The organism is Ideonella azotifigens (assembly GCF_021043325.1).
GTDB lineage: Bacteria > Pseudomonadota > Gammaproteobacteria > Burkholderiales > Burkholderiaceae_C > Ideonella > Ideonella azotifigens.
This window is the reverse complement of sequence record NZ_JAJNKD010000001.1, coordinates 400,633-425,342: the sequence shown is the minus strand read 5'-3', so window position 1 is coordinate 425,342 and position 24,710 is coordinate 400,633. Positions and strand designations below refer to the sequence as shown.

The 24,710-nt window shown below is 67.7% G+C and carries 21 protein-coding genes, 1 pseudogene and 1 riboswitch; of the genes and pseudogenes, 13 read left to right on the top strand and 9 right to left on the bottom strand.

Going from position 1 to position 24,710, the window contains the following annotated elements:
• The first annotated feature begins 7 nt into the window (after window positions 1-7).
• From flgK to LRH25_RS01905, 3 genes are read left to right on the top strand one after another with little or no spacing between them, the layout of a single operon-like run.
• Window positions 8-1,384, top strand: a complete 1,377-nt coding sequence (gene flgK, locus LRH25_RS01915) for a flagellar hook-associated protein FlgK (RefSeq protein ID WP_141287870.1) — start codon at window positions 8-10, stop codon at window positions 1,382-1,384.
• Window positions 1,385-1,403: 19 nt separating this feature from the next.
• Complete coding sequence (gene flgL / locus LRH25_RS01910) at window positions 1,404-2,315, top strand: flagellar hook-associated protein FlgL (protein ID WP_141287871.1); 912 nt, start codon at window positions 1,404-1,406, stop codon at window positions 2,313-2,315.
• Window positions 2,316-2,343: 28 nt separating this feature from the next.
• Window positions 2,344-3,423 (top strand): hypothetical protein, encoded by a 1,080-nt coding sequence (locus LRH25_RS01905; RefSeq protein ID WP_231010076.1) that lies wholly within the window; start codon window positions 2,344-2,346, stop codon window positions 3,421-3,423.
• Here LRH25_RS01905 and LRH25_RS01900 read toward each other — a convergent pair whose 3' ends face one another.
• Together LRH25_RS01900 and LRH25_RS01895 are read right to left on the bottom strand one after the other, a co-directional pair.
• The gene (locus LRH25_RS01900; RefSeq protein WP_141291151.1) at window positions 3,424-4,353 is read right to left on the bottom strand and encodes a lysophospholipid acyltransferase family protein; all 930 of its coding nucleotides are present in this window, start codon (window positions 4,351-4,353) and stop codon (window positions 3,424-3,426) included.
• A gap of 112 nt (window positions 4,354-4,465) precedes the next feature.
• Entirely contained in the window at window positions 4,466-5,335 is an 870-nt protein-coding gene (locus tag LRH25_RS01895) for a lysophospholipid acyltransferase family protein (RefSeq protein ID WP_231010075.1), read from the bottom strand.
• Between the two features lie 195 nt (window positions 5,336-5,530).
• Here LRH25_RS01895 and metK point away from each other — a divergent pair, with 195 nt between their 5' ends.
• Window positions 5,531-6,712, top strand: a complete 1,182-nt coding sequence (metK, locus tag LRH25_RS01890; RefSeq protein ID WP_141289718.1) for a methionine adenosyltransferase — start codon at window positions 5,531-5,533, stop codon at window positions 6,710-6,712.
• Window positions 6,713-6,786: 74 nt separating this feature from the next.
• Here the strand turns inward: metK and LRH25_RS01885 are convergent, their stop codons facing one another.
• From LRH25_RS01885 to purT, 3 genes are all read right to left on the bottom strand, one after another.
• A complete protein-coding gene (locus LRH25_RS01885; RefSeq protein WP_141289719.1) occupies window positions 6,787-7,158 on the bottom strand; it encodes a response regulator in 372 nt (123 codons plus the stop codon).
• Window positions 7,159-7,209: 51 nt separating this feature from the next.
• Window positions 7,210-8,178 (bottom strand): chemotaxis protein CheX, encoded by a 969-nt coding sequence (locus LRH25_RS32940; RefSeq protein WP_141289720.1) that lies wholly within the window; start codon window positions 8,176-8,178, stop codon window positions 7,210-7,212.
• Between the two features lie 118 nt (window positions 8,179-8,296).
• Window positions 8,297-9,499 (bottom strand): formate-dependent phosphoribosylglycinamide formyltransferase, encoded by a 1,203-nt coding sequence (purT, locus tag LRH25_RS01875; protein WP_141289721.1) that lies wholly within the window; start codon window positions 9,497-9,499, stop codon window positions 8,297-8,299.
• Between the two features lie 64 nt (window positions 9,500-9,563).
• Between purT and LRH25_RS01870 the strand changes: the two genes are divergently transcribed.
• A complete protein-coding gene (locus tag LRH25_RS01870) occupies window positions 9,564-10,646 on the top strand; it encodes a DNA glycosylase AlkZ-like family protein (RefSeq protein ID WP_231010074.1) in 1,083 nt (360 codons plus the stop codon).
• Window positions 10,647-10,815: 169 nt separating this feature from the next.
• Here the strand turns inward: LRH25_RS01870 and LRH25_RS01865 are convergent, their stop codons facing one another.
• Entirely contained in the window at window positions 10,816-11,829 is a 1,014-nt protein-coding gene (locus LRH25_RS01865; protein WP_211361628.1) for an aldo/keto reductase, read from the bottom strand.
• Window positions 11,830-11,999: 170 nt separating this feature from the next.
• On the opposite strand from LRH25_RS01865, the gene LRH25_RS01860 reads away from it, so the two are divergent.
• The 6 genes from LRH25_RS01860 to LRH25_RS01835 all read left to right on the top strand — a co-directional run bounded on the left by LRH25_RS01860 (window position 12,000) and on the right by LRH25_RS01835 (window position 20,663).
• Window positions 12,000-12,956 (top strand): AraC family transcriptional regulator, encoded by a 957-nt coding sequence (locus LRH25_RS01860; RefSeq protein WP_231010073.1) that lies wholly within the window; start codon window positions 12,000-12,002, stop codon window positions 12,954-12,956.
• Between the two features lie 85 nt (window positions 12,957-13,041).
• Window positions 13,042-13,115: riboswitch (S-adenosyl-L-homocysteine riboswitch) on the top strand.
• A gap of 120 nt (window positions 13,116-13,235) precedes the next feature.
• Window positions 13,236-14,678, top strand: coding sequence for an adenosylhomocysteinase (gene ahcY, locus LRH25_RS01855; RefSeq protein ID WP_141290588.1), 1,443 nt, complete (start codon window positions 13,236-13,238; stop codon window positions 14,676-14,678).
• 30 nt (window positions 14,679-14,708) lie between these two features.
• Entirely contained in the window at window positions 14,709-18,230 is a 3,522-nt protein-coding gene (locus tag LRH25_RS01850) for a DEAD/DEAH box helicase (protein WP_231010072.1), read from the top strand.
• A gap of 73 nt (window positions 18,231-18,303) precedes the next feature.
• On the top strand, window positions 18,304-19,026 hold the full coding sequence (locus LRH25_RS01845; protein WP_310733354.1) for a TlyA family RNA methyltransferase: 723 nt from the start codon (window positions 18,304-18,306) through the stop codon (window positions 19,024-19,026).
• Between the two features lie 19 nt (window positions 19,027-19,045).
• Window positions 19,046-19,876 carry a methylenetetrahydrofolate reductase [NAD(P)H] gene (gene metF / locus LRH25_RS01840; RefSeq protein ID WP_141289710.1) on the top strand — a complete coding sequence of 277 codons (831 nt, stop codon included), beginning with the start codon at window positions 19,046-19,048 and terminating at the stop codon, window positions 19,874-19,876.
• A 172-nt stretch (window positions 19,877-20,048) separates the two neighbouring features.
• A complete protein-coding gene (locus tag LRH25_RS01835) occupies window positions 20,049-20,663 on the top strand; it encodes an OmpW/AlkL family protein (protein WP_141289713.1) in 615 nt (204 codons plus the stop codon).
• 1 nt (window position 20,664) lies between these two features.
• Here LRH25_RS01835 and LRH25_RS01830 read toward each other — a convergent pair whose 3' ends face one another.
• Both LRH25_RS01830 and LRH25_RS01825 read right to left on the bottom strand, forming a co-directional pair.
• Window positions 20,665-22,089 (bottom strand): tetratricopeptide repeat protein, encoded by a 1,425-nt coding sequence (locus LRH25_RS01830; protein ID WP_231010071.1) that lies wholly within the window; start codon window positions 22,087-22,089, stop codon window positions 20,665-20,667.
• 147 nt (window positions 22,090-22,236) lie between these two features.
• Complete coding sequence (locus LRH25_RS01825; protein ID WP_141290281.1) at window positions 22,237-22,839, bottom strand: 5-formyltetrahydrofolate cyclo-ligase; 603 nt, start codon at window positions 22,837-22,839, stop codon at window positions 22,237-22,239.
• Between the two features lie 83 nt (window positions 22,840-22,922).
• Here LRH25_RS01825 and LRH25_RS01820 point away from each other — a divergent pair, with 83 nt between their 5' ends.
• Window positions 22,923-23,336, top strand: coding sequence for a TfoX/Sxy family protein (locus LRH25_RS01820; RefSeq protein WP_141290282.1), 414 nt, complete (start codon window positions 22,923-22,925; stop codon window positions 23,334-23,336).
• Between the two features lie 47 nt (window positions 23,337-23,383).
• Here the strand turns inward: LRH25_RS01820 and LRH25_RS01815 are convergent.
• Window positions 23,384-23,539, bottom strand: a pseudogene (locus tag LRH25_RS01815) (DUF2917 domain-containing protein); the annotation flags it as partial.
• A gap of 169 nt (window positions 23,540-23,708) precedes the next feature.
• On the opposite strand from LRH25_RS01815, the gene LRH25_RS01810 reads away from it, so the two are divergent.
• The gene (locus LRH25_RS01810) at window positions 23,709-24,695 is read left to right on the top strand and encodes a LysR substrate-binding domain-containing protein (protein WP_231010070.1); all 987 of its coding nucleotides are present in this window, start codon (window positions 23,709-23,711) and stop codon (window positions 24,693-24,695) included.
• Window positions 24,696-24,710: the final 15 nt, after the last annotated feature.

The window sequence follows — 24,710 nt, the reverse complement described above, 5'->3', positions numbered from 1 at the left end:
CGCTGTCATGACGCTCATCACCAACGCCCTGTCAGGCGCCCAGGCGGCGCAGGTCGCGCTGAACACCACCAGCCAGAACATCGCCAACGTGATGACGGCCGGCTACACCCGCCAGGGCGTGCTGCTGCGCTCGGTGCAACCGTCGCGCAGCGGCGTGGCTGCAGCGGGTGACGGCGTGGCCTCGCCTTCGCTGTTCCGCTTCAGCGACAGCTACAAGAACCTGCAGCTCTGGCAGTCCAACACCCAGCTCGGCCAGCACAGCGTGGCCCAGCCCTACCTGACCCAGATGGAGCAGGTGATGGGCAACGACGACGCCAGCATCGCCACCGGGCTGGACAACTTCTTCGCGTCGCTGAACGCCGCCAGCGTGGAGCCCACGTCCACGCCCTTGCGGGATGGCGTGATCGGCGCGGCCCAGGCGCTGGCGCAGCGTTTCAACAGCCTGCGCCAGACGCTGTCCAGCCAGCAGGCCGCGGTGAGCCAGCAGCGCCAGGACCTGGTGACGCAGGTCAACAGCCAGGCGGCCGACATTGCCGGCCTGAACAAGCGCATTGCCGCGGCCCAGGCCGATGGCGTGAACGCTTCCGGCCTGATCGACCAGCGCGACCAGAAGATCGACAGCCTGTCCTCGCTGGTCGGCTTGCAGGTGGTGACGCAGCCCGACGGCAGCGCCAATGTCTCGCTGGCCGGCGGCCAGCCGCTGGTGGTCGGCCAGCTGAATTCGGCGCTGACGCTGACGACCCAACCCGACGGCAGCCAGGTCATGGCGCTGAAGTTCGCCAGCGAGAGCTTTGGCGTCAACACCACGCAGATGGGCGGCGAGCTGGGCGGCCTGGCGGACTTCGAAAGCCAGCAGCTCAAGCCCATGGTGCAGTCGCTGCAGGACATGGCCAAGGGCCTGGCCGACGGCGTGAACAGCGTGCTGAGCGCCGGCTACACGATGAGCGGTGCGGCCGGCAAGCCGATGTTCAGCTTCGACCCGACCAGCAGCACCGCGATGCTGAGCGTGGACCCCACGCTGCAGGCCGCAGACCTGGGCCTTTCCGGCAGTGCCACCGAGCCGGGCAACAGCGACCAGCTGCAGGCCTTGATCGCGCTCAAGCAGCAGCCGGTCGCCATCAGCTCGCTGGGCAATGTGCTGCTGGGCGATGTGTACACCCAGCTGGTCGGCCGCGTGGGCATGGCCAGCCAGTCCAACCAGACGGCGATGGACACCGCGCAGACCGTGCGCGACCAGGCCGATGCCAACTGGAAGGCCACCAGCGGCGTCAACGAGGACGAGGAAGCCATCAACCTGATGCAGTACCAGCAGATGTACCAGGCCAACATGAAGGTGGTCGCCGTGGCCAACGACTTGTTCGACAGCCTGCTGCAAATGCTCTGAGCCCCCGGGAGACCACACCATGCGCATTGCCAGCACCCAGTACCACACGACGATGAACACGGCCCTGCAGCGGGCCAACGAGCGGCTCGAACACATCATGGAGCAGATGTCCACCGGCGCGCGCGTGCAGCTGCCGTCGGACGACCCGGTGACCAGCGTGCGGCTGTCGCGCCTGACGCGCGAGGATGCCGCGCTGACGCAGTACCGCAGCAACATCTCGGCGCTGAAGTCGCGGCTGTCGAACAACGAGGCCCAGCTGACCAGCATGACCGACGACATGCAGCAGGCGCGCGACCTGCTGCTGTGGGCCACCAACGGCAGCAACACCACCGACGACGTGGCCGCGATGGCCAGCTCGCTGACCGCGCTGCGCGACAGCCTCTACGACACCAGCAACAGCCGCGACCAGGAAGGCCGCTACCTGTTCTCCGGCACGGCCACCGGCACGGCCACCGTGACGCTGAACAGCAGCGCCGCCGCCGGCAGCCGCTACAGCTACACCGGCAACGGCGCGCTGCAGCAGGTGGTGGTGGGCAATGGCGTGACGCAGGCGGCCAACGTCGTGTTGCCGGAGTCCGCCGGGCTGCTGAACCAGCTGGACCTGATGATCCAGACGCTGAGCACACCGGGCGTGAACGTCAACGACGCGACAGTCCAGGCCACGCTGAAGACGGGGCTGACCAGCCTGGACAGCGCGATGAACTCGGTCAGCGCACGCATTTCCAAGCTGGGCGGCGCGCAGAACATGCTGGACACGCTGGACGGCGGCCACGCCAGCATCAGCCTGTCCAACCAGCAGGCCGCATTGACGCTGGGCCAGCTGGACTACAACCAGGCGGCCGTCCTGCTGAACGGCTACACCACGGCGGTGCAGGCGACCCAGAAAGCCTACGCCAAGGTCAGTGAACTGTCCTTGTTCAACGCAATGTGATGCCGTGAATCCGCCAGACTGACGGCCTATGCAGACGCTTTCCCTGGACCCGTCGACCCTGCTGCGGCCGACCTCGCCGGCTGGCACGCCTTCTTCGTCTTCGGCCAACGCCGCGGGCCGGACCGGCGCCGCCACGGCCATGCCGTCCGCCGAATTCACCGCGGCCCCCAGGCCCTCGCCGGCAGCCAAGGCCAGTCCCGCGCTGCGCACCAGCGCGCTGCAGGCCTGGGTGCCCGGCCAGCAGCAACAGGTGGCCGCCACACAGCAGACGGCCGACTACCTCGGCCGGCTCGGCCAGGCGCTGGGCGAGTTCAAGCAGGGCCTGAGCCAGGCCATCGCGCTGAAGCTGCCGGCCAGCAGCACGCTGCTGGCCCAGCGTGACCAGATCGGCCAGCTCTGGCAGCAGCGCAGCAGCGCCACCGCCGGCACGCTGGACGCACAAGGCCAGCGCACCGAACCGGGTGCCGCGCGCCAGAACTTCCAGATGCGCGGCCTGGACCAGGCCTCGCTCACCAGCCCCGCGCGCGAAACGCTGAGCCTGAACGTGCCCGGCCAACGCCAGGCCATCACCGTGGTGCTGGGCAATGCCAGCGGCCAGCCGGCCGACCCGGACAGCGCACTGCGCCAGCTCAACGAAGCGCTGGCGCCAGCCGACCTCAAGGCCACACTGAACAGCGAAGACGGTTCGGTGCAACTCTCGGTGCCCGAAGCCCAGTGGCCAGCAGTGCGCGACGGACTCAGCCTGCGCGGCGGCGGCCAGCGCTTTCCGGCCGGCCAACCCACCCGCCCACGGCTGGAAGCCCAACCCGAAGCAATGCAGCCGGCACGCTGGCAACTGGGCGACGCGACCAGCCAGCGCGAGACCTTGCATGCCGTGCTGGGCGCCGAGCGCCTGGTGCGCGAGCGCAGCCACGAAACGCGCAGCGAACTGGCCGAGCTGCAGGCCGCTGCGGACACTTCGAGCGCCGAGTCCCTGGCCGCAGCCCAGGACCGTGCGCAGGCCACGGCCGACAAATTGGCCGCAGCGCCCGCCTATGCCAGCTGGCGCGAACTGCTGCCCGCCGTGCACGCGCTGCAGCGCGACCGCGTCGACAAGCTGCTGTCCTGATCAGTACAGCCGCGGCTCACCCGGCGGGCGGGTCTTGAAGCGGCGGTGCACCCAGTAATACTGTGCCGGCTGCTCGCGGATGCGGGCTTCCAGCCAACGGTTGAAGGCTGCCGTGGCGACCACCGGATCCGGGTCGTCGAAACCCGGCGGCGGGTCCTGGAACGACACCTTGTAGCCGCGGCCGCGCGGCAGCATCGTGATGACCATCGGCTGCACGCGCATCTTCATCGACTGCACCATGCGAGCTGGCGAGGCCAGCGTGGCGGTCTGCACGCCGAAGAAGGGCACGAAGACGGCGTCCTTCTCGGCGAAGCGGCCGAAGTCCATGTCCGGCAGGTTGACGAAACCGGCCCCGTCCTGGATGGCCCGCACGATGGGCCGGATGCCGCTGCGGCGCTCGATCAACCGCGCATTGCCGAAGCGCGCACGCGACTTGTGCAGCCGCGCGTCCAGCACCGGGTTGCTCTGGCGCTGGTAGATGTTGATCGCGGGGCGCGACTGGAACAGCGTCAGCGCCGGGGCTGCGTAGTCCATGCCGACGAAGTGCGGCAGCAGCCACATGATGGGCGCGCCGGTGCGCTCGGCCAGCTGGATGTCACCCTCCACATGCACCAGCCGCCGCACGCGCGCCTCGCTGCCGAACCACAGCACGCAGCGCTCCAGCAGGCTGCGCACCAGGAACACGAAGTGCTCACGGCCGAGTTGTTCCCGCTCCGCCTCGCTCTTCTCCGGAAAGCACAGCCGCAGGTTGGTGCGGACGATGCGCCGGCGCGACTTCAGCAGCGGCCACAGCAGCCGCCCCAGCACCTCGCCGAAAAACGCCAGCACCGGCGTAGGGAACCAGTGCAGCAGCCACAGGCCGAAGATCAGCGCGCGGGCGCCGCCGTGCGAGAACTTCGCGCGCCAGCCGGTCTTGTGTCGTTTGCTCATGCCAGCCCCTCGGCCGAGGTGTACCTCAGCCGGTCCCCCAAGGGGACTGCGGGCCGGCTTGGGGCGGCCCGGCGCTCGGCCCGCCCGGCTTCGGTCAACCGCATCGTCTGGTTCATGCCTGCCCTTCCGGCTTGCGCGGATTCTTGTAGCGGTTGTAGCCCCAGATGTATTGCTCCGGGCACTGCGAGATGACCCATTCCATGGCCTGGTTCATCGCGGTGGTCACGGCAAGGTCGTCGGCTTCGGCGTCACCCGTCGGCACCGGCAGGGGCGCGGGCAGCGGACGGTAGCAGAGCCGGAAGCCACGCCCGCCGGGCAGGCGGTCGCACCAGGTGAGCAGCACCATGCAGCCGGTCTGCATCGCCAGCCGCGGGGCCAGCGTCATCGTGTACGCGGGTTGGCCAAAAAACGGCGCCCACGCGCCCTGTCCCCTGGGGGGCACCTGGTCAGGCAACAGGCCAACCGTCTCGCCTTTTTTCAGGGCCCGCAGCATCTGCCGCACACCGGCCAGCGAGGCCGGCGCGACGCGCATGCCGGGCGCGTTGCGCGAGTGCACCTGCAAGGCCGCCAGGCTGGCTTTCTTGGACGGCCGGTACAGCGCGGTGATGGGCTGCTGCACCCCCCAGCGTTCGGCATAGCCGCGCGCAGCAAACTCGAAACCGCCCAGGTGCGGCGTGAGCAGCAGCAGGCCGCGGCCGGCGGCCAGTGCAGCGTCCACCTGCTCGGCCCCGTCCCAGACCAGGTAGGGCGCCAGCGAACGGCCCGCATCCCGGAACCACAGCCAGGGCGCCTCGGCCGACATGCGGCCGGCCTGAAGCGCCGAGCGCCGGGCCTGGGCGGGCGTGAGCCCGGCCAGCGCGGCGTTGGCCAGCAGGCGGCGGCGGTAGGACGGCGACAGCGCCCATGCCAGCCAGCCCAGCGCCGCGCCCAGGGCTTGCACCCAAGCGAGCGGCAAGCGCGAAATACCTCGCAACAAGAACATCAAAGCTTCGGATAAGATCGGCCCCATCGCCGAGTTAACAGGACAACTTGCGGGGCGATGTGCCAGGTTTTCGACCGATGGCGCCGGGCCGATTCTCTCCAGAATCGCCTGCCAAATGCCGCTAAAGCGTTCGCCGCTCTCTCAGGTTGCCGAGCTGGACGAACTGCCATTCATCTCGCAACCGGAGAATGCCAAGTGGCGAACGATTATCTCTTCACCTCCGAATCCGTTTCGGAAGGTCACCCCGACAAGGTCGCCGACCAGATCTCCGACGCGATCCTCGACGCCATCTTCGCGCAGGACCCGCTGTCCCGCGTGGCGGCCGAAACCCTGTGCAACACCGGCCTGGTGGTGCTGGCCGGTGAAATCACCACGCAGGCCAACGTGGATTACATCCAGGTCGCGCGCGACACGATCAAGCGCATCGGCTACGACAACACCGAATACGGCATCGACTACAAGGGCTGCGCGGTGCTGGTGGCCTACGACAAGCAGAGCAACGACATCGCCCAGGGCGTGGACCGCGCCAGCGACGATTACCTGAACATCGGCGCCGGCGACCAGGGCCTGATGTTCGGCTACGCCTGCGACGAAACACCCGAGCTGATGCCCGCGCCGATCTACTACGCGCACCGCCTGGTCGAGCGCCAGGCCCAGCTGCGCAAGGACGGCCGCCTGCCCTTCCTGCGGCCGGACGCCAAGAGCCAGGTCACGCTGCGCTACGTGGACGGCAAGCCTGTGTCCATCGACACCGTCGTGCTGTCGACCCAGCACGCACCCGAGATGAGCCTGGGCGACAAGATGAAGCCCGAGTTCTACGAGGCGGTGCGCGAAGAGATCATCAAGCCGGTGCTGCCGGCCGAATGGCTCACCGCCGAGACCAAGTACCTGATCAACCCGACCGGCCGCTTCGTCATCGGCGGCCCGCAGGGCGACTGCGGCCTCACCGGCCGCAAGATCATCGTCGACACCTACGGCGGCGCCTGCCCGCACGGCGGTGGCGCCTTCTCCGGCAAGGACCCGACCAAGGTCGACCGCTCGGCCGCCTACGCCGCACGCTACGTGGCCAAGAACATCGTCGCCGCCGGCCTGGCCCGCCAGTGCCAGATCCAGGTGGCTTACGCGATCGGCGTGGCCCGCCCGATGAACGTCACGGTCTACACCGAAGGCACAGGCGTGATCCCCGACGAGCAGATCGCCAAGCTGGTCAATGAGCTGTTCGACCTGCGCCCCAAGGGCATCATCCAGATGCTGGACCTGCTCAAGCCGATCTACTCGAAGACCGCGGCCTACGGCCACTTCGGGCGGGAGGAGCCTGAGTTCACGTGGGAGCGCACGGATCGCGCTGCCGCACTGCGCGCAGCGGCCGGCTTGTAAACGCCCAGTGCCAAAGACAAAGGCCGCCACCGGGATTCCGGCGGCGGCCTTTTTTTCATGGGCGAACGGCGGGTTCAGCCCATTCCGCAAAGCTTGCGAAACGGCCCCAGCACCGCGTCGCCGCGGAAGGGTTTGACGATCCAGCCGTTGATGCCGATGGCCTTCGCGCGGGTGCGCATCGCCGGGTTGTCCTCGGTCGTCAGCATCACGATGCGCACGTCCTTGTTGCAAAGCTCGGTGCGGATCTTCTCGGCCATGGTCAGGCCGTCCATGTTGGGCATGTTGATGTCGCTGACCACCAGCCGGATGCCGGGGTCCTTGTTCAGCTGCACCAGGCCATCGCGGCCATCGGTCGCCACCGCCACCTCGAAGCCGTTCTTGCTCAGGAAACCGGCAACGATCTCCCGCATCGTGTTGGAGTCATCAACCACCAGAACGTGGGCCATGGCGGTCTCCTCTTTGAGGTCTTTGGGAATGAGACATCGGATGGCGCGCGATCAAAACAATTCGAGCTCACCGGTGGCTGCGCTGCTGCCGCTGGAAGCGTCGGCAAACACCGCGAACTCCTCGGGCGACCAGTGCAGGTTGAAGATCAGGCGCTGCACGATGGTCAGCGGCGGCAGGCCGGGGCGGCGCGGGTCCGAAAGCTGGTAGCGCACACACAGCTGCGGGTCCTGCGAGCCGAACGAGATGTACTTGTGCTCGTGGTTGATCACGATGGGCACCTGGCTCTGCTGGTTGGCAAAGGCCTTGGGCGGGATGTAGCGGTTCTTGAACGCGCCCCAGATCAGGTTGGTCGTCTCGCCCAGCAGGTGATTGAGTTCGCGGAAATTCAGGTCGCCACCGACGCCTTCGTAACCCATGCCCTGCATCAGGCCCTGGCGCAACGCCCCCTCTTCCGTCTGCAGCATCATGTAGCCGCGGCACCAGGTGCTCTCCAGCGGAATCAGCGTCGACACCTGGCCGAAGATGATGCGGTCGTGCACCACGTAGGGCGACTCGGCCTTCACCGTCGCATGCGGGAACATCGAACGCATCGCCGAGCAGGTCAGCTCGACCACGCCGTTCACCAGCTCGGTCGGGTAACGCAGGCTGAAGATGCTGCGCTCGACGCAGGACTGCAGCTGCGCCAGGTCGCCGGTCGTCCACGGATGGCGTATCGCAATTTCCTGCTCCTCGCTCAGCGGCTGGTTGCTGGTGCGGCGCAGGAAGATCGGCAGCTCCGGCCGCAGCTTGTGGATGCTGCAGGCCAGCGCCAGGCTGTCCATGCCCTCCAGCGGCAAGTCCTCGGCCAGCATCACGCCGCCCAGGTCCTTGTGCTGCGACAAGGTGGCCAGCGCGTCCGGCGCGCTGCGCGGCATGGCCATCAAGCCCATGCGCTCGCAAAAATCCATCAGGCATTGGTACTGCTTGGCGTCATGCTCCAGCAGCAGTACCTTGGCGGCGAGATTGGTGGTCTCAGTCACAGCATCCTCCGAAACCCAGGCGTGAACAAGACGACCAGCCCACACGAGCCGGTCGCTTCATGCATGCTTATCGGCAGGTGGCTGCCGGGCTGGAGGGGGAAACGGCTGGCGCCAAGCCTCAAGCCTTGCGCGGCTTGACCTTGCTGGCGGCCAGCTTGGCCTGGGTGCGGGCGGTTTCCACGTCCGCGTCGTGCACCAGTGCCACGCCCATGCGGCGCTTGACGAAGCTCTCGGGCTTGCCGAACAGGCGGATCTCGCTGTTGGGCACACGCATCGCGTCGGCCACGCCGTCGAAGACGATGCCCGTGGCATCGACGCCGCCGTAGATCACGGCGCTGGCGCCGGGGCTCTTCAGCGAGGTGTCCACCGGCAGGCCGAGGATGGCGCGAGCGTGAAGTTCGAACTCGTTCTGCCACTGGGTGATCATCGTGACCATGCCGGTGTCGTGCGGTCGCGGGCTGACTTCGCTGAACCAGACCTGGTCGCCCTTGACGAACAGCTCCACGCCGAACAAGCCCTGGCCGCCGAGGTTGTCGGTCACGGCCTTGGCGACGCGGCGCGACTCGGCCAGCGCGGCCGGGCTCATCGGGTGCGGCTGCCAGCTCTCCACATAGTCCCCGCTGACCTGCACGTGGCCGATCGGGTCACAGAAGAAGGTTTCGACCTGGCCGCTTTCGCCCACCGCGCGCACCGTCAGCTGCGTGATCTCGTAGTCGAAGTCAATGAAGCCTTCGACGATGACGCGGCCAGGGCCGACGCGGCCGCCGGCCATCGCGTAGTCCCAGGCTTTTTGCACGTCCGCCGGGCCATCGATCTTGCTCTGGCCCTTGCCGGAGCTGCTCATCACCGGCTTGACGATGCAGGGGTAGCCAATGCCCGCATCGATGGCCGCTTGCAGCTCGGCCAGCGAATCGCAGAACTTGTACGGGCTGGTGGGCAGGCCCAGGGTTTCGGCGGCCAGGCGGCGGATGCCTTCGCGGTCCATCGTCAGCCGGGCGGCACGGGCAGTGGGGATGCAACGCACCTTGCCTTCGGCCTCCAGCGCTTCCAGCACCGGCGTGGCAATGGCCTCGATCTCGGGCACGATCAGGTCCGGCTTCTCGGCTTCGATCAGCGCGCGCAGCTGGACCGGGTCGCTCATCGTGATGGTGCGCGCATGGTGCGCCACCTGCTGGCCGGGGGCGTTTTCGTAGCGGTCGACCGCGATGGTCTCGACGCCCAGGCGCTGCAGCGCGATCAGCACCTCCTTGCCCAGTTCCCCCGAGCCGAGCAGCATCACACGGGTGGCGGAAGGGGACAGCGGGGTTCCAAGGGTGGTCATGGCGGAGGTCAATCTCGGTATTTCGATGAGGCCGGCATTGTCGCCGCTGCGGCATCATCCGGCCATGCCTGCCCTGACCCTGGACGACCTGCGCCGCTACGCGATTGCCCGCAGCCTCTTCAAACCCACCACCCTGCCCCGCGCACTGCAGCGCCTGGGCTTTGTGCAGGCCGACCCGCTGCGCGCGCCGGCCCGCGCACAGGACCTGACGCTGCGCCACCGCGTGCTGGACTACCGCGCCGGCGACCTGGACAAGCGCTACACCAAGCTGCCCTATGAGGAAGATTTCTTCGTCAACTACGGCTATGTGCACCGCGACACCCAGGCGCTGATGCACCCGCGCGAGGCCAGGCACGAGTGGACGCCAGAGCGCTGGGCGCAGGCCGCAGACGTGCTGGCCTATGTGCGCGAACGCGGCGTGGTGCACCCGCGCGAGGTGGACGCGCATTTCGCCCACGGCAAGGTGACCAACTGGTTCGGCGGCTCGTCCAACGCCAGCACCGAACTGCTGGACGGCATGCACTACCGCGGCCTGCTGCGCGTGGCACGGCGCGAGGGCGGCACGCGGCTGTACGCGGTGCGCGAAGCCGCGGCGGCCCCGGTGGACCGGGACGTGGCCTTCGACAGGCTGATCGACTTGGTGGTCAACAAGTACGCGCCGCTGCCGGCCACGACGCTGGCGCAGCTCACGCGTTTCCTCGGCGGCGGCGTGCCGCAGTGGCGCGCGCACCGGGCCGAGGCGCTGCACCGCGCCCGCGAGCGGCTGGCCAGTGCCGAGGTGGACGGCGTGCAATGGTTCTGGCCGGCGGACGAGAAGCCGGCCTCGAAGCGGCACCAGGCGCCCGAGGCCGTGTGGCTGTTGGCGCCGTTCGACCCGGTGGTCTGGGACCGGCCGCGCTTCGAGCATTTCTGGGGCTGGGCCTACCGCTTCGAGGCCTACACCCCCGCGGCCAAACGCCTGCGCGGCCACTACGCGCTGCCGCTGCTGTGGCGCGAGCAGGTGATCGGCTGGGCCAATCTGAAAGTGACCGATGGCCAGCTGGTGCCGGACCTGGGCTTCGTGGACAAACGCCCGCGCAGCGCTGCGTTCAGCCAGGCGCTGGACGAGGAGCTGCAGCGCATGCACAGCTTCCTCGGCCTGGGCTGAGAGCCCTCAGAAGCTGTGAATGAATCGATCGGGCCCGAAGGGGTTGTCAAAACGGGCCCAATCTAGGCGCAAAGCACAGCTGTAGCTCGGGCTACAGCGAGCATTTGCAACGACGAGTGGGCGCGTTTTGGCGGCCCAGGCGGGTTCGAGTGATTCGTTCGCAGCTTCTCTAGACGTTCACGTTGGCCATGGCTGCTTCCGGGTAGCGCGTGCCCGAGACTGGGTGTTCGGCCAGCACGGCCATCAACTGCTCGCGCAACGCCGGGTCCAGCGTGATGCGGGTGGCCGCGGCGTTCTCGTCCAGCCTGGTGCTGCTGCGGGTGCCGGGGATGGGCACGATGTCGTCGCCCTGGTCCAGCAGCCAGGCCAGCGCCAGCTGGGCCGGCGTGTGGCCATGGTCGCGGGCCAGCATGCCCAGCGCATTGGCCAGCGCCAGGTTGGCGTCGAGGTTGCCGGCCTGGAAGCGCGGGTTGGCGCGGCGCCAGTCGTCGGCCGCCAGCTGGTCGGTGCTGCGGATCGCACCGGTCAGGAAACCACGGCCCAGCGGGCTGTAGGGGACCAGCGCGATGCCCAGTTCGCGGCAGGTGGGCAACACTTCATCTTCGACGTCGCGGCTCCACAGCGAATACTCGGTCTGCACCGCGGCAATCGGGTGCACCGCGGCGGCGCGGCGGATGGTGGCCGCCGAGGCTTCGGACAGGCCCAGGTGCTTGACCTTGCCCGCCTTGACCAGTTCGGCCATCGCGCCAACGGTTTCCTCGATCGGCACCTTCTTGTCGACCCGGTGCTGGTAGTAGAGGTCGATCTGCTCGACGCCCAGGCGCTGCAGGCTGGCGTCGCAGGCCTTGCGCACGTAGGCCGCGCTGCCGTCGATGCCCAGCGGCGTGCCGTCCGGCGCGCGCACGTTGCCGAACTTGGTGGCGATCACCACCTCGCTGCGTCGCTTGGCCAGCACCTGCGAGATGAGCTGCTCGTTGCGGCCCACGCCGTACATGTCGGCGGTGTCGAAGAAATTCAGGCCGATGTCCAGCGCGTGGTGCAGCACGGCCAGGGACTGGGCGTCGTCCCGCGGGCCGTAGAAGTCGGACATGCCCATGCAGCCCAGGCCGATGGCCGAGACCTGCGGGCCCTGGGTGCCCAGGCGGCGGCGCGGCAGTGCGGCGGTTTGCTTGGTGGTGGTCATGACAGTCTCTCCTTGTGAGCAGGCAACGGCCCTGTGCCGCTGCGATGGACCGAAGCTTAGGCAGCGGCGCCACGCCGGCACAGTGCAAAGCTCGGCCATCCTTGCCTGATCCTCCGATCCTGCGGCCACAGGACCGCCAAGGCCAAAGCAGCGCTTGCACAATCGCCGGCATGGCCGAATCGACACTTGTTGCCGCCCCATCCCCTGCCGCCGCCGAACTGGACGCATTGCGCCAGCGCGCGCTTGCGCTGACGCTGCGCCGCGCCACCAGCGACGGCACGCACGCCACCGCGGTGGCTGGCCTCCAACTGATACGCGCCAGCGCGCCAGCCGCCCAGTTGCCTGCCGTCTACGAGCCGGGACTGGTGCTGGCGCTGCAGGGCGCGAAAAAGGTGCAGCTCGGCGACGATGTGCTGGTTTACGGCCCGAGTCATTGCCTGCTGGTGGCCATGCCGCTGATGCCGCGCAGCCACGTGATCCAGGCCACGCCGGACAAGCCCTACATCTGCCTGCGCTTCAGCTGCGACACCCAGACGCTGGCCGACCTGTTGCTCGAACTGGATGCCGGCCCGCCGGTGACGGCAGCGCCGGTCGAACCCGCCGCCGGCGGCCTGAACCTGGCGCCCGTGACCGCGCCGCTGCTGGACGCTGCGCTGCGCCTGTTGCAACTGCTGGACACGCCGCAGGACCTGCGCATGCTGGCGCCGCTGGTGCAGCGCGAGATCTTCTACCGCGTGCTGACCGGGCCGCTGGGCCCGCGGCTGCGCGCACTGGCGGCCGGCGACAGCGCCGCGCCGCGCATTGCCCGCGCAGTCGAGCAGCTGACGCAGCGCTACGACCAGCCGCTGCGCATCGACGAGCTGGCCGCCAGCGCGGCGATGAGCCCGTCCACGCTGCACCTGCGCTTCAAGCAGCTGACCACGCTGTCGCCGCTGCAGTTCCAGAAGTCCCTGCGGCTGCAGCACGCGCGCCGGCTGATGCTGGCCGAAGGGCTGGACGCCAGCACCGCGGCGCACCGCGTGGGCTACGAAAGCCCGTCGCAGTTCAGCCGCGAGTACCGGCGGCTGTTCGGCACGCCGCCGCGGGCCGACATCAGCCAACTCAAAGCGCCGGCCGATGCGACATAAGTCCTGAAACTGACAGCGCCGGTACTGCACCCGCGGCAAGGGACGCCTCGCCAGCGGCTGCGGTGCTGGTTAGAATCCGGCCCTCGGTTCCGAGGAGCGTTGCAAGGCCAGCAGGCCCCAGGCTCGGAACCTTCTGCTTTGCAACGGCGCTCACCCGCACGGCCCTGCGATCCATGGCCGTGGCGCCCAGGGTGAGTTGTGTCCCGCTTGTGCCGGTGCACGCTGTTGTTCATCCTGTTCGCCACCGCGGGTCAACCCTTTGACTTTCGGAGCTCCCCGATGAATGCAGCCACTCCCGCCAGCCAACTGCTGGCCACCGATTCCCACGTCATTGCCGACCTGTCGCTTGCAGCCTGGGGCCGCAAGGAAATCAAGATCGCCGAGACCGAGATGCCCGGCCTGATGGCGATCCGCGAGGAATTCGCCGCCAGCCAGCCGCTGAAAGGCGCGCGCATCACCGGCTCGCTGCACATGACGATCCAGACCGCCGTGCTGGTCGAGACCCTGCAGGCCCTGGGCGCACAGGTGCGCTGGGCCTCGTGCAACATCTTCTCGACCCAGGACCATGCCGCTGCCGCGCTGGTCGCCGCCGGCACCCCCGTCTTCGCCTACAAGGGCGAAACGCTGAAGGACTACTGGGACTACACCCACCGCATCTTCGACTTCGGCGCCAAGGGCACGGCCGGCGAAGGCCCGAACATGATCCTGGACGATGGCGGCGACGCGACGCTGCTGATGCACCTGGGCCAGAAGGCCGAGAAGGACCTGTCCGTCATTGCCAACCCGAAGAGCGAAGAAGAGACCGAACTCTTCGCCGCGATCAAGGCCAAGCTGGCAGTGGACCCGACCTGGTACACCCGCAAGAGCGCCGAGATCATCGGCGTGACCGAAGAGACGACCACCGGCGTGCACCGCCTGAAGGAAATGTCGGTCAAGGGCACGCTGCTGTTCCGCGCGATCAACGTCAACGACTCGGTCACCAAGAGCAAGTTCGACAACCTGTACGGCTGCCGCGAAAGCCTGGTGGACGGCATCAAGCGCGCCACCGACGTGATGATCGCCGGCAAGGTCGCCTGCGTGGCCGGTTATGGCGACGTGGGCAAGGGCTCGGCGCAGGCACTGCGCGCGCTGTCGGCCCAGGTCTGGGTGACCGAGATCGACCCGATCAACGCGCTGCAGGCCGCGATGGAAGGCTACAAGGTCGTGACCATGGAATACGCGGCCGACAAGGCCGACATCTTCGTGACCACCACCGGCAACAAGGACGTCATCCGCCATGAACACATGGCCGCGATGAAGGACCAGGCCATCGTCTGCAACATCGGCCACTTCGACAACGAGATCGACGTCGCGTCGCTCGAGAAGTACGAGTGGGACGAGATCAAGCCCCAGGTCGACCACGTGGTCTTCCCGGACGGCAAGAAGATCATCCTGCTGGCCAAGGGCCGGCTGGTGAACCTGGGCTGCGGCACCGGCCACCCCAGCTTCGTGATGAGCTCCTCGTTCGCCAATCAGACCATCGCCCAGATCGAGCTGTTCTGCCACAAGGACGGCTACGACGTGGGCAAGGTCTACGTGCTGCCCAAGCATCTGGACGAGAAGGTCGCCCGGCTGCACCTGAAGAAGGTTGGCGCGATGCTGACCGAGCTGACGGACGAGCAGGCGGCCTACATCGGCGTGCCCAAGCAAGGCCCCTACAAGCCCGACACCTACCGGTACTGACCCGGTTTCGCGCCCAGCGTTCGCCTCGCCATGTACGACGACGATGAGTTGCAGGCAGTGTCCGGCCCCGGGCTGAGCACCTTGCTGCAACAGTTCGGCTCGGGTGCTCGCGAGCGTGGCGAACGCTACGCTCGCGAGCGGCGGGTCGGCGAGCTCACACTCACTGAAGACCCGAATGCGAACCCCGGCTGGACGGTGGACGCCGAAGTGGGCGGCAGCTCGGGCAACTACGAGACCTGGCTGGACCTGGTGCGCGACGAAAACGGCCAGTGGTGGTTTGGCGCGGGCTGCGATTGCCCGGTAGGCCAGCGCTGCAAGCACGCGGTCGCGCTGTTGCTTGAGCTGTCAAGGCAGCAGCCTGAGGTCGTGCCACCCACCCAGCCCCAGGCGCCGCGCGCCACCTCGGCACCGGCGGCAACACCGGTGGGCAAAGCGGCGTCCCGGCAGCCGTCCGCCGAAGAAGCGGCGGCCCAGCGCTGGCTGGAAAATCAACAGTTGGTTCGGGTCAGCCTGTCTTTCAGACCCTCACAGCCCGATGGCATCGTTTATTTCGAACTGGCAGAACATCGCGGCCATCAGCCGGGCGAGCACAGGCTCACGCTGAGGCCGGCGCGCAGCAAATTGCTGAAGAAGACCGGGTTGCCGGGACGCTTGCAAAGCCTGCCCTCGCAGAACTTTCACGACTTCAACGCCCATGCCGGAGACCCGGATTTGCTGTTCCTGCTGCAGAACCTGGAGGCCATGCAGCACCTGTCCGGTTCGCGCTGGAACACCCTGCCTTGGGGCGTCCTGGCCGGCGCGCTGGCGCGACCCACGCTGGAGCGGGTCCTGGCCAGTGGCCGCGTGGTTCAGCGCCTGTCCGACGACACGCCGTCTGCACCCTGGCATTGGGGCCCGAGCCGCCGCCTGGACTGGACCTGGCAGCCCCTGGCCTCGGCCATGTGGGCGCTGAGCCCATGCATCCGGGACGCGCACGGCCAGGAAGCCGCTGCCGTGCCCTACCTGGGGCAGGCCAATCTCTATCGGGACGACGCCACCCACTGCATCGGTCCACTGGATCTGCAAGGCATCGCCGAGTCGCAGGTTGCGCAATGGCTGCGCTGCCCGCCCATGCCTGAGGCCTGGCTGCGCCAGCAGCCGGAACTGCGGGGGCTGCTGCCTTCGCTGCCGGAGGCCGTGGCCGAGCCGGTGGTGCGCACCATCCGGCAGATCGCGCCGCGGCCAGTGCTCCGGCTGCGCTGGCCCGAACCGGCGGCCAGGCGCTCGAAACCTGCTGCACCCGCGCCCGTGGCCGAAGCGGAACTTTGGCTCGACTACGACGGCCTGCGTTGCGCCCCCTGGCCGGCGCGCGCGCCCGTACGCCAGTTCGTTACGAGCGCGCAAGGGTTAGTGGAACTGCACCGCGAGCCGGCCGCCGAATTGGCCGCAGCGCATGCCTGGGCCGAATTCGCCACACCGCGCCATGTGACCACATCGGACATCACGGACCCGCCGCACCACTGGCAACTGGGTGGCGCCAGGAGCGAAGACCCGAAGACCCTGCTGGCCGGCTGGCTGACCCAGGATTTCGCGCCACTGCGCGAGCTGGGCTTCATCGTTGAACTCGACGAGGATTGGCTGCGCCGCACCCAGCGAGTCGACGACATCTCCGCCAGCCTGGAAAGCAGCGACCCGCGCGATGCCGGGGGCTGGTTGGACCTTTCCCTGGGCTTCGACATCGACGGCCGGCGCATCAACCTGCTGCCCTTGCTGCCGCAGGTGCTGGCCGGCCTGAATCTGGATGCCGCCAACGATCCCGCCGCCCTGCCCGAGCATTTCTGGCTGCAAACGGACGACAACCACTGGTGGCAGCTGCCCTCGGCGCCGCTACGGCCGTGGCTGCAGGTGCTGATCGAGCTGCTGGGTGAACGCGAAGGCGACTTCGGCAGCGAATCCTTGAGCCTTTCGCCGGTGGAAGCCTTGCGGCTGGGCGCCGACCAGGCCGAGTTCGGCCAAAACGGCCATGCCGCTTTACGAGAGGTGCTGGCGCCACGCCAGGCCGGAGTCACGCTGCCACCGCCTCCCGAGGGACTGCAGGCCAAGCTGCGGCCGTACCAGCAACAGGGCTGGGCCTGGATGAGCGCACTCGCCAAGCATCGCCTGGGCGGCGTGCTGGCAGACGACATGGGCCTGGGCAAGACCCTGCAGACCCTGACCCACCTGCTGGACGAACAACGACGCGGCCTGGGCCGGCACCCAAGCCTGATCGTGGTGCCTACCAGCCTGGTCGGCAACTGGCACCGCGAATGCGAGCGCTTCGCGCCCGGACTGCGCATGCTGGTGCTGCACGGCGCCGGCCGCCACGCGCGCCACGCCGAGTTGGCTGAACACGATGTGGTGCTGACGACCTACCCCTTGCTGCAACGCGATCTGCACGTGCTGGTCGAACAGTCCTGGCATGCCCTGGTCCTGGACGAGGCCCAGACGCTAAAGAATGCGCGCACCCATACCGCCAAGGCGGCCCGGCAACTGCACGCCCACCACCGCATCGCGCTGACCGGCACGCCGATGGAGAACCACCTGGGCGAGCTGTGGAGCCTGTTCGACCTGGTGCTGCCGGGCTACCTGGGCCGCGAGCCGCGTTTCACCGAGCTGTACCGCACGCCCATCGAAAAGCAGCGCGACAGCCGTCGCCTGGCCTTGCTCCGCCGCCGGCTCATGCCCTTCATGCTGCGCCGGGACAAGCGCATGGTGGCATCGGAACTGCCGCCGAAGATCGAGCAGGTCGTGCGCGTGCAACTGGGCGCAGCGCAAGCCAATCTTTATGAAACCATCCGCGCTGCCGCCGAGGCCTCGGTGCAGAAGGCGCTCGCCGCCAAAGGCCTGGCCCGTTCCCAGATCTTCGTGCTGGACGCCTTGCTCAAGCTGCGCCAGGCCTGCTGCGACCCGCGATTGGTCAAGCTGAAGAACAACCGCCAGAAGATCGGCAGCGAATCGGCCAAGCTGACCTGGTTGCTGGAGAACCTGCCGCAGATGCTGGAAGAAGGCCGCCGCATATTGCTGTTCTCTCAGTTCACCTCGATGCTGGCGCTGATCGAAGCCGCGCTGGCCAGCGCCGACCTGCGCTGGACACTTCTGACCGGCGACACCCTGGACCGCGAGGCCGCGATCACCCGTTTCACATCGGGCGAGGTGCCGCTGTTCCTGATCAGCCTGAAAGCCGGCGGCACCGGCCTGAACCTGCCGCAGGCCGACACCGTGATCCATTTCGACCCCTGGTGGAACCCGGCTGCCGAGAACCAGGCCACCGACCGGGCCCACCGTCTGGGGCAGACCCAGACCGTCTTCGTCTACAAGCTCGTGGCTGATGGCACGCTGGAAGAGCGCATCCTCGCGATGCAGGCCCGCAAGGCAGAACTTGCCCGCAGCGTGCAAGGCGCAGCAGATGCCGAAGACACCAGCGCCCGCCTCAGCGAAGCCGACCTGAACTGGCTGCTGCAGCCGCTGGGCGCTGCCACGCTCGGCGAAGCCAGCAGCGTCTCCACCGAAAATTCCGAAATGGCCTCTGCATGAACAGCATCGCCGCCCTCTCACATTCCACTGGAACTCCATGCGCGCAGATCAATTGATTCTTCAACGAGGCCTCGTGGCCACCCGGTCGGCGGCTCAGCGCCTGATCGAGAGCCATGCCGTGCGGTGGAAGGGGCCCAAGGGCTGGGCGGTGATCAACAAGGCGGGGCTGGACGTGCCGGAGGAGTGTGAGCTGCAGGTCACCGACGACGCCGAGCTGCGTTTTGTCTCGCGCGGCGGGCTGAAGCTGGAAGGCGCGCTGAAGGCCTGCAAGATCGACGTGGCCGGGCGGCAATGCCTGGACCTGGGGCAGAGCACCGGCGGCTTCACCGACGCGCTGCTGCAGGCGGGCGCGGCCCATGTGGTGGGCATCGACGTGGGCCACGGCCAGTTGCACCCCAAGCTGCAGGCCGACGAGCGCGTGACCAGCTTCGAGGGCCAGAACGCACGGGACGTCGAAGGCTCGCCGTTTGCGGCCGCCTACGAACAGCACAGCTTCAACTTCGTGACGGGCGACCTGTCCTTCATCACCTCCACCCACGTGCTGCCGACCATGGTCGAGTACCTGGCGCCGGGCGGCGACCTGCTGGTGCTGATCAAGCCGCAGTTCGAGCTGCAGCCCGCGCAGATCGGCAAGGGCGGCATCGTCAAGGACAAGGTGCACTTCATCGAGGTCGAAAACCGCCTCTGGCAGGCCTGCAAGGCGCACGGCCTGAAGGTGCAGAAGTACTTCGAAAGCCCGATCAAGGGCGGCAACGGCAACACCGAATTCTTCGTCTGGGCCAAGCAGCCCGCTTGAACCTGCAAGCCAGATTGACATGACCTCCATCAGCCTAGAGTTCTTTCCGCCGAAGACGCCCGAAGGCGTGGTCAAACTTGCTGCCGTGCGCCAGCAGCTCTATGCGCTCAAGCCCGAGTTCTGCTCGGTGACCTATGGCGCTGGCGGCTCGACGCAAGACGGCACGCTGGCCGCCGTGCAGGCCATCCTGGCCGAGGGCATGGACGCGGCCTCGCACTTCACCTGCGTGGGCGCCACGCGCGCGTCGGTGCGCGAGAAGCTGCAGCTGTTCCAGGGCGCCGGCATCCGCCGGCTGGTCGCGCTGCGCGGCGACCTGCCCAGCGGCTACGGCGCGTTCGGCGAGTTCCGCTATGCCAGCGACCTGATCGCCTTCATCCGCGAAACCACCGGCACGCACTTCCACATCGAAGTGGCCGCCTATCCGGAGATGCACCCGCAGGCCAGGTCGCCGCAGGCCGACCTGGAGGCCTTCGCGACCAAGGCGCGGGCCGGTGCGAATTCCGCGATGACGCAGTTCTTCTTCAATGCCGATGCGTATTTCCGCTTCGTCGACGAAGCCCGCGCGCTGGGGCTGGACCTGCCCATCGTGCCCGGCATCATGCCCATCACCAACGCCAGCGGCCTGATGCGCTTTGCCGACAGCACCGGCGCCGACATTCCGCGCTGGATCCGCATGCGGCTGCAAAGCTTTGGCGATGACACGGCCAGCATCAAGGCCTTCGGGCTGGACGTGGTCAGCGCGCTGTGCGAGCGCCTGATCGCCGGTGGCGCGCCGAGCCTGCACTTCTACACGATGAACCAGAGCACGGCCACGCTGGCGCTCTGCGAGCGGCTGGGCCTGGGCGGCTGAGCCCTGTGGCGCCGGCGCATCACCGCGCCTGCGCCAATGCTGACCTGGATCAAGCGCTTTCCGCGGACACCGCCTCGCGCACCGGCAACTTGCGCCAGCACAGCTTGACGAACCCCTCCCCCGGTTGCAATGACATCACGTCATGTCATTCAACAACAAGGAGTTCGCCACCATGCGCAAGACCCTCATCGCCCTGGCCGCCGTTGCCGCCGCCCTCGCCCCCCAATTCGCCGCCGCCCAGCAAGACAGCGGCCAGTGGCTGCTGCGCGCCCGTGCGCTCTACCTGCAGTCCGACAACAGCGACAGCACCGGGCTGGACCTGAAGATCAACGACAAGGCCTTTCCCGAGTTCGATGTCAGCTACTTCTTCACGCCCAACATCGCCACCGAACTGGTGCTGACCTACCCGCAGCGCCACACCATCCGCTCGGGCGACACCATCATCGGCAGCCTCAAGCACCTGCCACCCACGCTGACGCTGCAGTACCACTTCACCGACCTGAAGGCGTTGCGGCCCTACGTCGGCGCCGGCCTGAACTACACCCGCTTCTCGTCGGTCAGCTTCGAGCCCGCGGTAGATGCGGCGCTGTCGCCCTCGATCAAGAAGAACAGCTTCGGCTGGGCGCTGCAAGCCGGCGTGGACGTGCCGGTGAAGGACGGCTGGCTGGTCAACTTCGACCTGAAGAAGGTGCAGATCGAGACCGATGTGAGCTCGGCCGGCACCAAGGTCGGCACCTTCAAGGTCAACCCGCTGCTGGTCAGCGTGGGTGTCGGCAAGCGGTTCTGATTCAAGCCCGGGCGATCTTCACCCAGGACAGTTCATCCCACACCTGCGCGGCGCCGGCCGGCCGGCGCCGATGCCGCGCGCCACCTGCCGACACCCGCGCCTGCAGCCGGGCCAGATGCGACTGCAGGCGCTGATCTTCCGGCCAATGCCGCAGGCTATCCTCCGCAACACGCAGCGCCATGTTCAACCGGCCCAGCTTGAGCAGGGTCGCGCTGAGGTGCAGGAAGATGCCCGCGGACCTGACGCCGCTTGCGAGCGCCTGGGCCAGGACCTCGCGGGCGCCCGGCAGGTCATCGATCTTGAGCAGCAGCTTGCCCAACTGCTCGTTCATTTCGGGATCGTCGGTCGCGATGAAGTGCGCCTCCCGCGCCGCCTGCACGGCGTCGCCCATGCGACCCGTGCGCGACAGCACCTGCGCGCGCTGCATGTGGAACTGCGCCGAGCCCGGCGCCATGGCCAGCGCGGCGTCGATGGCGGACAGCGCGTCTACCCACTGTTCGGCCTGCATCTGGCGCCGGCTCAGCTGAAACAAGCGTCTTGGGTGCTCCCCGTCGCCAAGCATCTGACGGCTCAGTTGCCTGGCCTCATCCTCTCGCCCCAACACCTGCAGGACTTTGGCCTTGAGCCAGATCGAGGTCGGGTCCCGCTCATCACGGGCCACGGCCGCATGCGCAGCTGCGAGCGCTGCATGTGGCCGACGATGGGTCAGCAACCGCCTTGAAAGATTTTTCCAGTAGGTCTTCGAGTCGCGGCGCGCATGGCGATGCAACTGCGGCCCGAGCGAATCGCCCCGCAGCACGTCCAGCACCGCGGGCTTCAACTGCCTGGCTTCATGGAGGAATTGAAGGCAGGGATGACCACTGTGCGGCAAGGCCAAAACATGCAGCCGAGAAGGCGCGATCAGGGCCCTCAATCGGTCCACGTGCAGCCAGTCTGCGTCCTGCGAATCGGCCCACACGAAGTAGCGGCAATCGGCTCCCAGCGCAGCCGCATCAATGCGGTAGCGCCAGGCCAATTGCTGGCCGAAAAATGCCCAGCGCTTGTCGAATGCTTGGTCGATCGCGAACTGAGGGGAGCAGGCCAGGACGGTGTCGAGTTTCAACCGACCTGAAAACGCGATGGCTGCAAAGCCCCCCATCGACGAGCCGTAGCCCACCCGGCGCTCATGGCCTCGCTCGGCCACAAAGGCATTGATGGCCGAAAAGAGTTCGGCGGGCACTTCCTGAAACCAGCCATCCACCGAAGACTTGAATGCCAGGACATCGAAACCTGACTTCAGCAGGAAGTCGCCGCCAAACCCCGTGCCGTCGAGCTGCTTGTTGTTCGAGGGCGTGAAGGTCACGGCCAGCGGCCGCCGACCGCCGTCGTTCATCGAGAAAAACTGAACCTTTAACGTCTTGGAGACGTGGAAATCCAATGCCTGCATGCAGCCCTGCCGCCGGTTTTCTAGTGGCCACTCCCAGCCCGCGCGCACGAATGCCGGCGAGCCCCTTCGCGGGACTATAACGACGATTGACAGGTACGTGACAGGAATGCCCCAAGCGGCGGCAGTATTACCACTGAGGAAGCAAGGCTACTTGTCCAGCTGAACGCCCTCTTCGTTCAGCATCGCATCGAGCGGCACGTCGTGCGGCTCGGGCTCCAGCCACGGCACGTAGCCGTGCGAGTAGCCCAGGCCGGCGGTGTACGGCTTCGGCTGGATCTCGGCCAGCGTGCGGTCGTAGAAGCCGCCACCGTAGCCCAGGCGCACGCCGCCGGGGCCGTAACCCACACACGGCACGAGCAGCAACTGCGGGTGGAAGATCTCGGTGTTTTTGGGCTTGGGGATGCCGTAGGCGTCCTCTTCCATCTCGCAGCCGGGATACCAGACGTGAAAGCTCAGGCGCTTGGTCTCGCGGTTCATCACCGGCAGCCCGATGCGCCGCGGCGGCTGGCCGGGCTCCGCTGCCTCGCTCCAGCGGTACAGCGCCGGCAGCGCGTCGAACTCGCCCTTGATCGGCCAGTAGGCGCCAATCGTGGTTTCCGGCCGCTTGATCAGCCAGACCTGCAGCACTTCCTGCAGCTGCGCCGCGCGCTTGTGGCGGTCCAGCAGCCCCATGCGTTCGGCCTGCAATTGCTTGCGCAGCACGGCCTTGTCGCGGGACGGTTCCAGTTGCAGCTTGAACGGCAGGGTCATGGTCGGACTCGGTACCAGGGAGCTTTGCATTGTGCGGCCTGAGCGGCCTGTGCACACCTGGCCTGACCCGCGAGAATCCGACCATGAGCAACGACTTCGTGGCGTGGTGCCGGGAATTGCTGTCGCCGCTGGGTACGGTGCGCAGCCGCCGCATGTTCGGTGGCCACGGCTTCTACGTGGATGACCTGTTCCTCGCACTGATTTTCGACGAGCGCCTGTACCTGAAGGTCGACGACGAAACCCGCGCGAGCTTCGAGGCCCAGGGCTGCACACCATTCACCTACAGCGTGCGCGACGGCGGCCAGCACTCGCTGAGCTACTTCACCGCGCCAGACGACGCGATGGACTCTCCCGCTCAGATGCTGCCGTGGGCCCGGCTCGCGCTGGCTTCAGCGCTGCGCGCCAGGGCCAGCAAACCGCCGGCCAGGAAACGCGCGCCTGCCGCCACGCCACGGCCGGTCTCCTCGCGCAAGCGGGCGAAGGGCAAGGCCGGTTGAGCCTGCCAGGCCAGTTGCACCGGCTTGCCCGCTTCCCATGGGCCGGCAGACAGCTGCTCGCCGCGCTGCACGTGCAGTGTTTCGCCGGCCTGCAGCACATGGTCGGACAGGTCGCCGGCGCGGGTGATCCACACCTCGCCTTGCAGCACCTTGAGGTCGCCGGCGCGCGGGGCGCGCCAGGCCTGGGCTTGGCGCAGGGTCATCGCTTGAGAGGCTTGGGTTTGCATGGTGAGGCTCCTTTGGGCTGGCGGGGTCAATAGCGTTCTTGCATCAGTGCGGTGGAAGAAGCTCACCGCTGCATGACCTGAATCATCGGCGTGTGGACAGCAAAACTCCAATGAGACTTGGCGCAGGGATTGATACCATCTGCGCATGAATACGCCGCTTTCCGGTGCACGCCAGCGCCCGCTCTCGCTGGACGGCCTGCGCAGCTTCGAGGCCGTGGCCCGGCTGCTCAGCTTCAGCGCCGCGGCCGAGGAAATGCACCTCACGCAGCCGGCCATCAGCCGCCAGATCAAGGGCCTGGAGCAAGAGCTGGGCGCCAGCCTGTTCAACCGCGGCACCCGCAAGGTCGAGCTCACCGCCGCCGGGCATGCGCTGCTGCGCAGCGTCGCGCCGCTGCTCACGCGGCTGGACACCAGCGTGCGCCAGATCCGCATGGCGCGCTCGCGCACCCAGGTCAGCCTGACGACCTTCCCATCGTTCGCCTCGCTGTGGCTGATGCCGCGGCTGGTCAACTTCGAACGCCAGCACCCGAAACTGGACATCCGCATCTCGGCCACCGACAGGCTGGTGGAAGTGGACGATGCCGAGCTGGACTTGGCGCTGCGCAGCTGCATGCCCGACAAGGCCCCTGGCGGCGCCATCCGGCTGTTCGACGAGGTGCTGACGCCCGTGGTGGGCGCCCGCCTGGCCGACGCCATCGCCCGCGGCGAGGCACCGCCGCTGCGCACCCCCGCCGACATGAGCGAACACACGCTGCTGGAGATGGACGACGGCACCGCGCAGGCCACCGCGATGGCCTGGCCGACCTGGCTGGAGGCCAAGGGCCTGGGCCGGCTGCAGCCGCGTCGCTGGATCAGCGTCAACTTCACCCATCAGCAGATGCAGGCCGCGCTGGCCGGCCAGGGCGTGGCGCTGGCCCGGCTACCCATGGTGCACGACGCGCTGGCCCGCGGCGAGATCGTCGAGCCCTTCGGGGAGAGCGGCCGCCTCGGCTCGCCCTACAGCTACTGGCTGATCCCGCTGGGCGCCAACCCGGCCGAGCGCCCCGAACTGCAGGCCTTCACCGCGTGGCTGCTCGCGCAGTCCAAAGAGACCTGTGACGCGGTGGGCTGCAGTGGCCGTGACTTACGATGAGGCGCCCTCGGCTCT

Excerpts from the sequence above, each read along its gene's own strand:
- ahcY (WP_141290588.1), top strand. The coding sequence starts at position 13,236 with ATGAATGCAGCCACTCCCGCCAGCCAACTGCTGGCCACCGATTCCCAC.
- purT (WP_141289721.1), bottom strand. The coding sequence starts at position 9,499 with ATGACCACCCTTGGAACCCCGCTGTCCCCTTCCGCCACCCGTGTGATG.
- LRH25_RS01860 (WP_231010073.1), top strand. The coding sequence starts at position 12,000 with ATGGCCGAATCGACACTTGTTGCCGCCCCATCCCCTGCCGCCGCCGAA.
- LRH25_RS01885 (WP_141289719.1), bottom strand. The coding sequence starts at position 7,158 with ATGGCCCACGTTCTGGTGGTTGATGACTCCAACACGATGCGGGAGATC.
- LRH25_RS01900 (WP_141291151.1), bottom strand. The coding sequence starts at position 4,353 with ATGAGCAAACGACACAAGACCGGCTGGCGCGCGAAGTTCTCGCACGGC.
- metF (WP_141289710.1), top strand. The coding sequence starts at position 19,046 with ATGACCTCCATCAGCCTAGAGTTCTTTCCGCCGAAGACGCCCGAAGGC.
- LRH25_RS01850 (WP_231010072.1), top strand. The coding sequence starts at position 14,709 with ATGTACGACGACGATGAGTTGCAGGCAGTGTCCGGCCCCGGGCTGAGC.
- LRH25_RS01870 (WP_231010074.1), top strand. The coding sequence starts at position 9,564 with ATGCCTGCCCTGACCCTGGACGACCTGCGCCGCTACGCGATTGCCCGC.
- LRH25_RS01825 (WP_141290281.1), bottom strand. The coding sequence starts at position 22,839 with ATGACCCTGCCGTTCAAGCTGCAACTGGAACCGTCCCGCGACAAGGCC.
- LRH25_RS01820 (WP_141290282.1), top strand. The coding sequence starts at position 22,923 with ATGAGCAACGACTTCGTGGCGTGGTGCCGGGAATTGCTGTCGCCGCTG.
- LRH25_RS01835 (WP_141289713.1), top strand. The coding sequence starts at position 20,049 with ATGCGCAAGACCCTCATCGCCCTGGCCGCCGTTGCCGCCGCCCTCGCC.
- flgL (WP_141287871.1), top strand. The coding sequence starts at position 1,404 with ATGCGCATTGCCAGCACCCAGTACCACACGACGATGAACACGGCCCTG.
- flgK (WP_141287870.1), top strand. The coding sequence starts at position 8 with ATGACGCTCATCACCAACGCCCTGTCAGGCGCCCAGGCGGCGCAGGTC.
- LRH25_RS01830 (WP_231010071.1), bottom strand. The coding sequence starts at position 22,089 with ATGCAGGCATTGGATTTCCACGTCTCCAAGACGTTAAAGGTTCAGTTT.
- LRH25_RS01865 (WP_211361628.1), bottom strand. The coding sequence starts at position 11,829 with ATGACCACCACCAAGCAAACCGCCGCACTGCCGCGCCGCCGCCTGGGC.
- LRH25_RS01810 (WP_231010070.1), top strand. The coding sequence starts at position 23,709 with ATGAATACGCCGCTTTCCGGTGCACGCCAGCGCCCGCTCTCGCTGGAC.
- LRH25_RS01905 (WP_231010076.1), top strand. The coding sequence starts at position 2,344 with ATGCAGACGCTTTCCCTGGACCCGTCGACCCTGCTGCGGCCGACCTCG.
- LRH25_RS01895 (WP_231010075.1), bottom strand. The coding sequence starts at position 5,335 with ATGTTCTTGTTGCGAGGTATTTCGCGCTTGCCGCTCGCTTGGGTGCAA.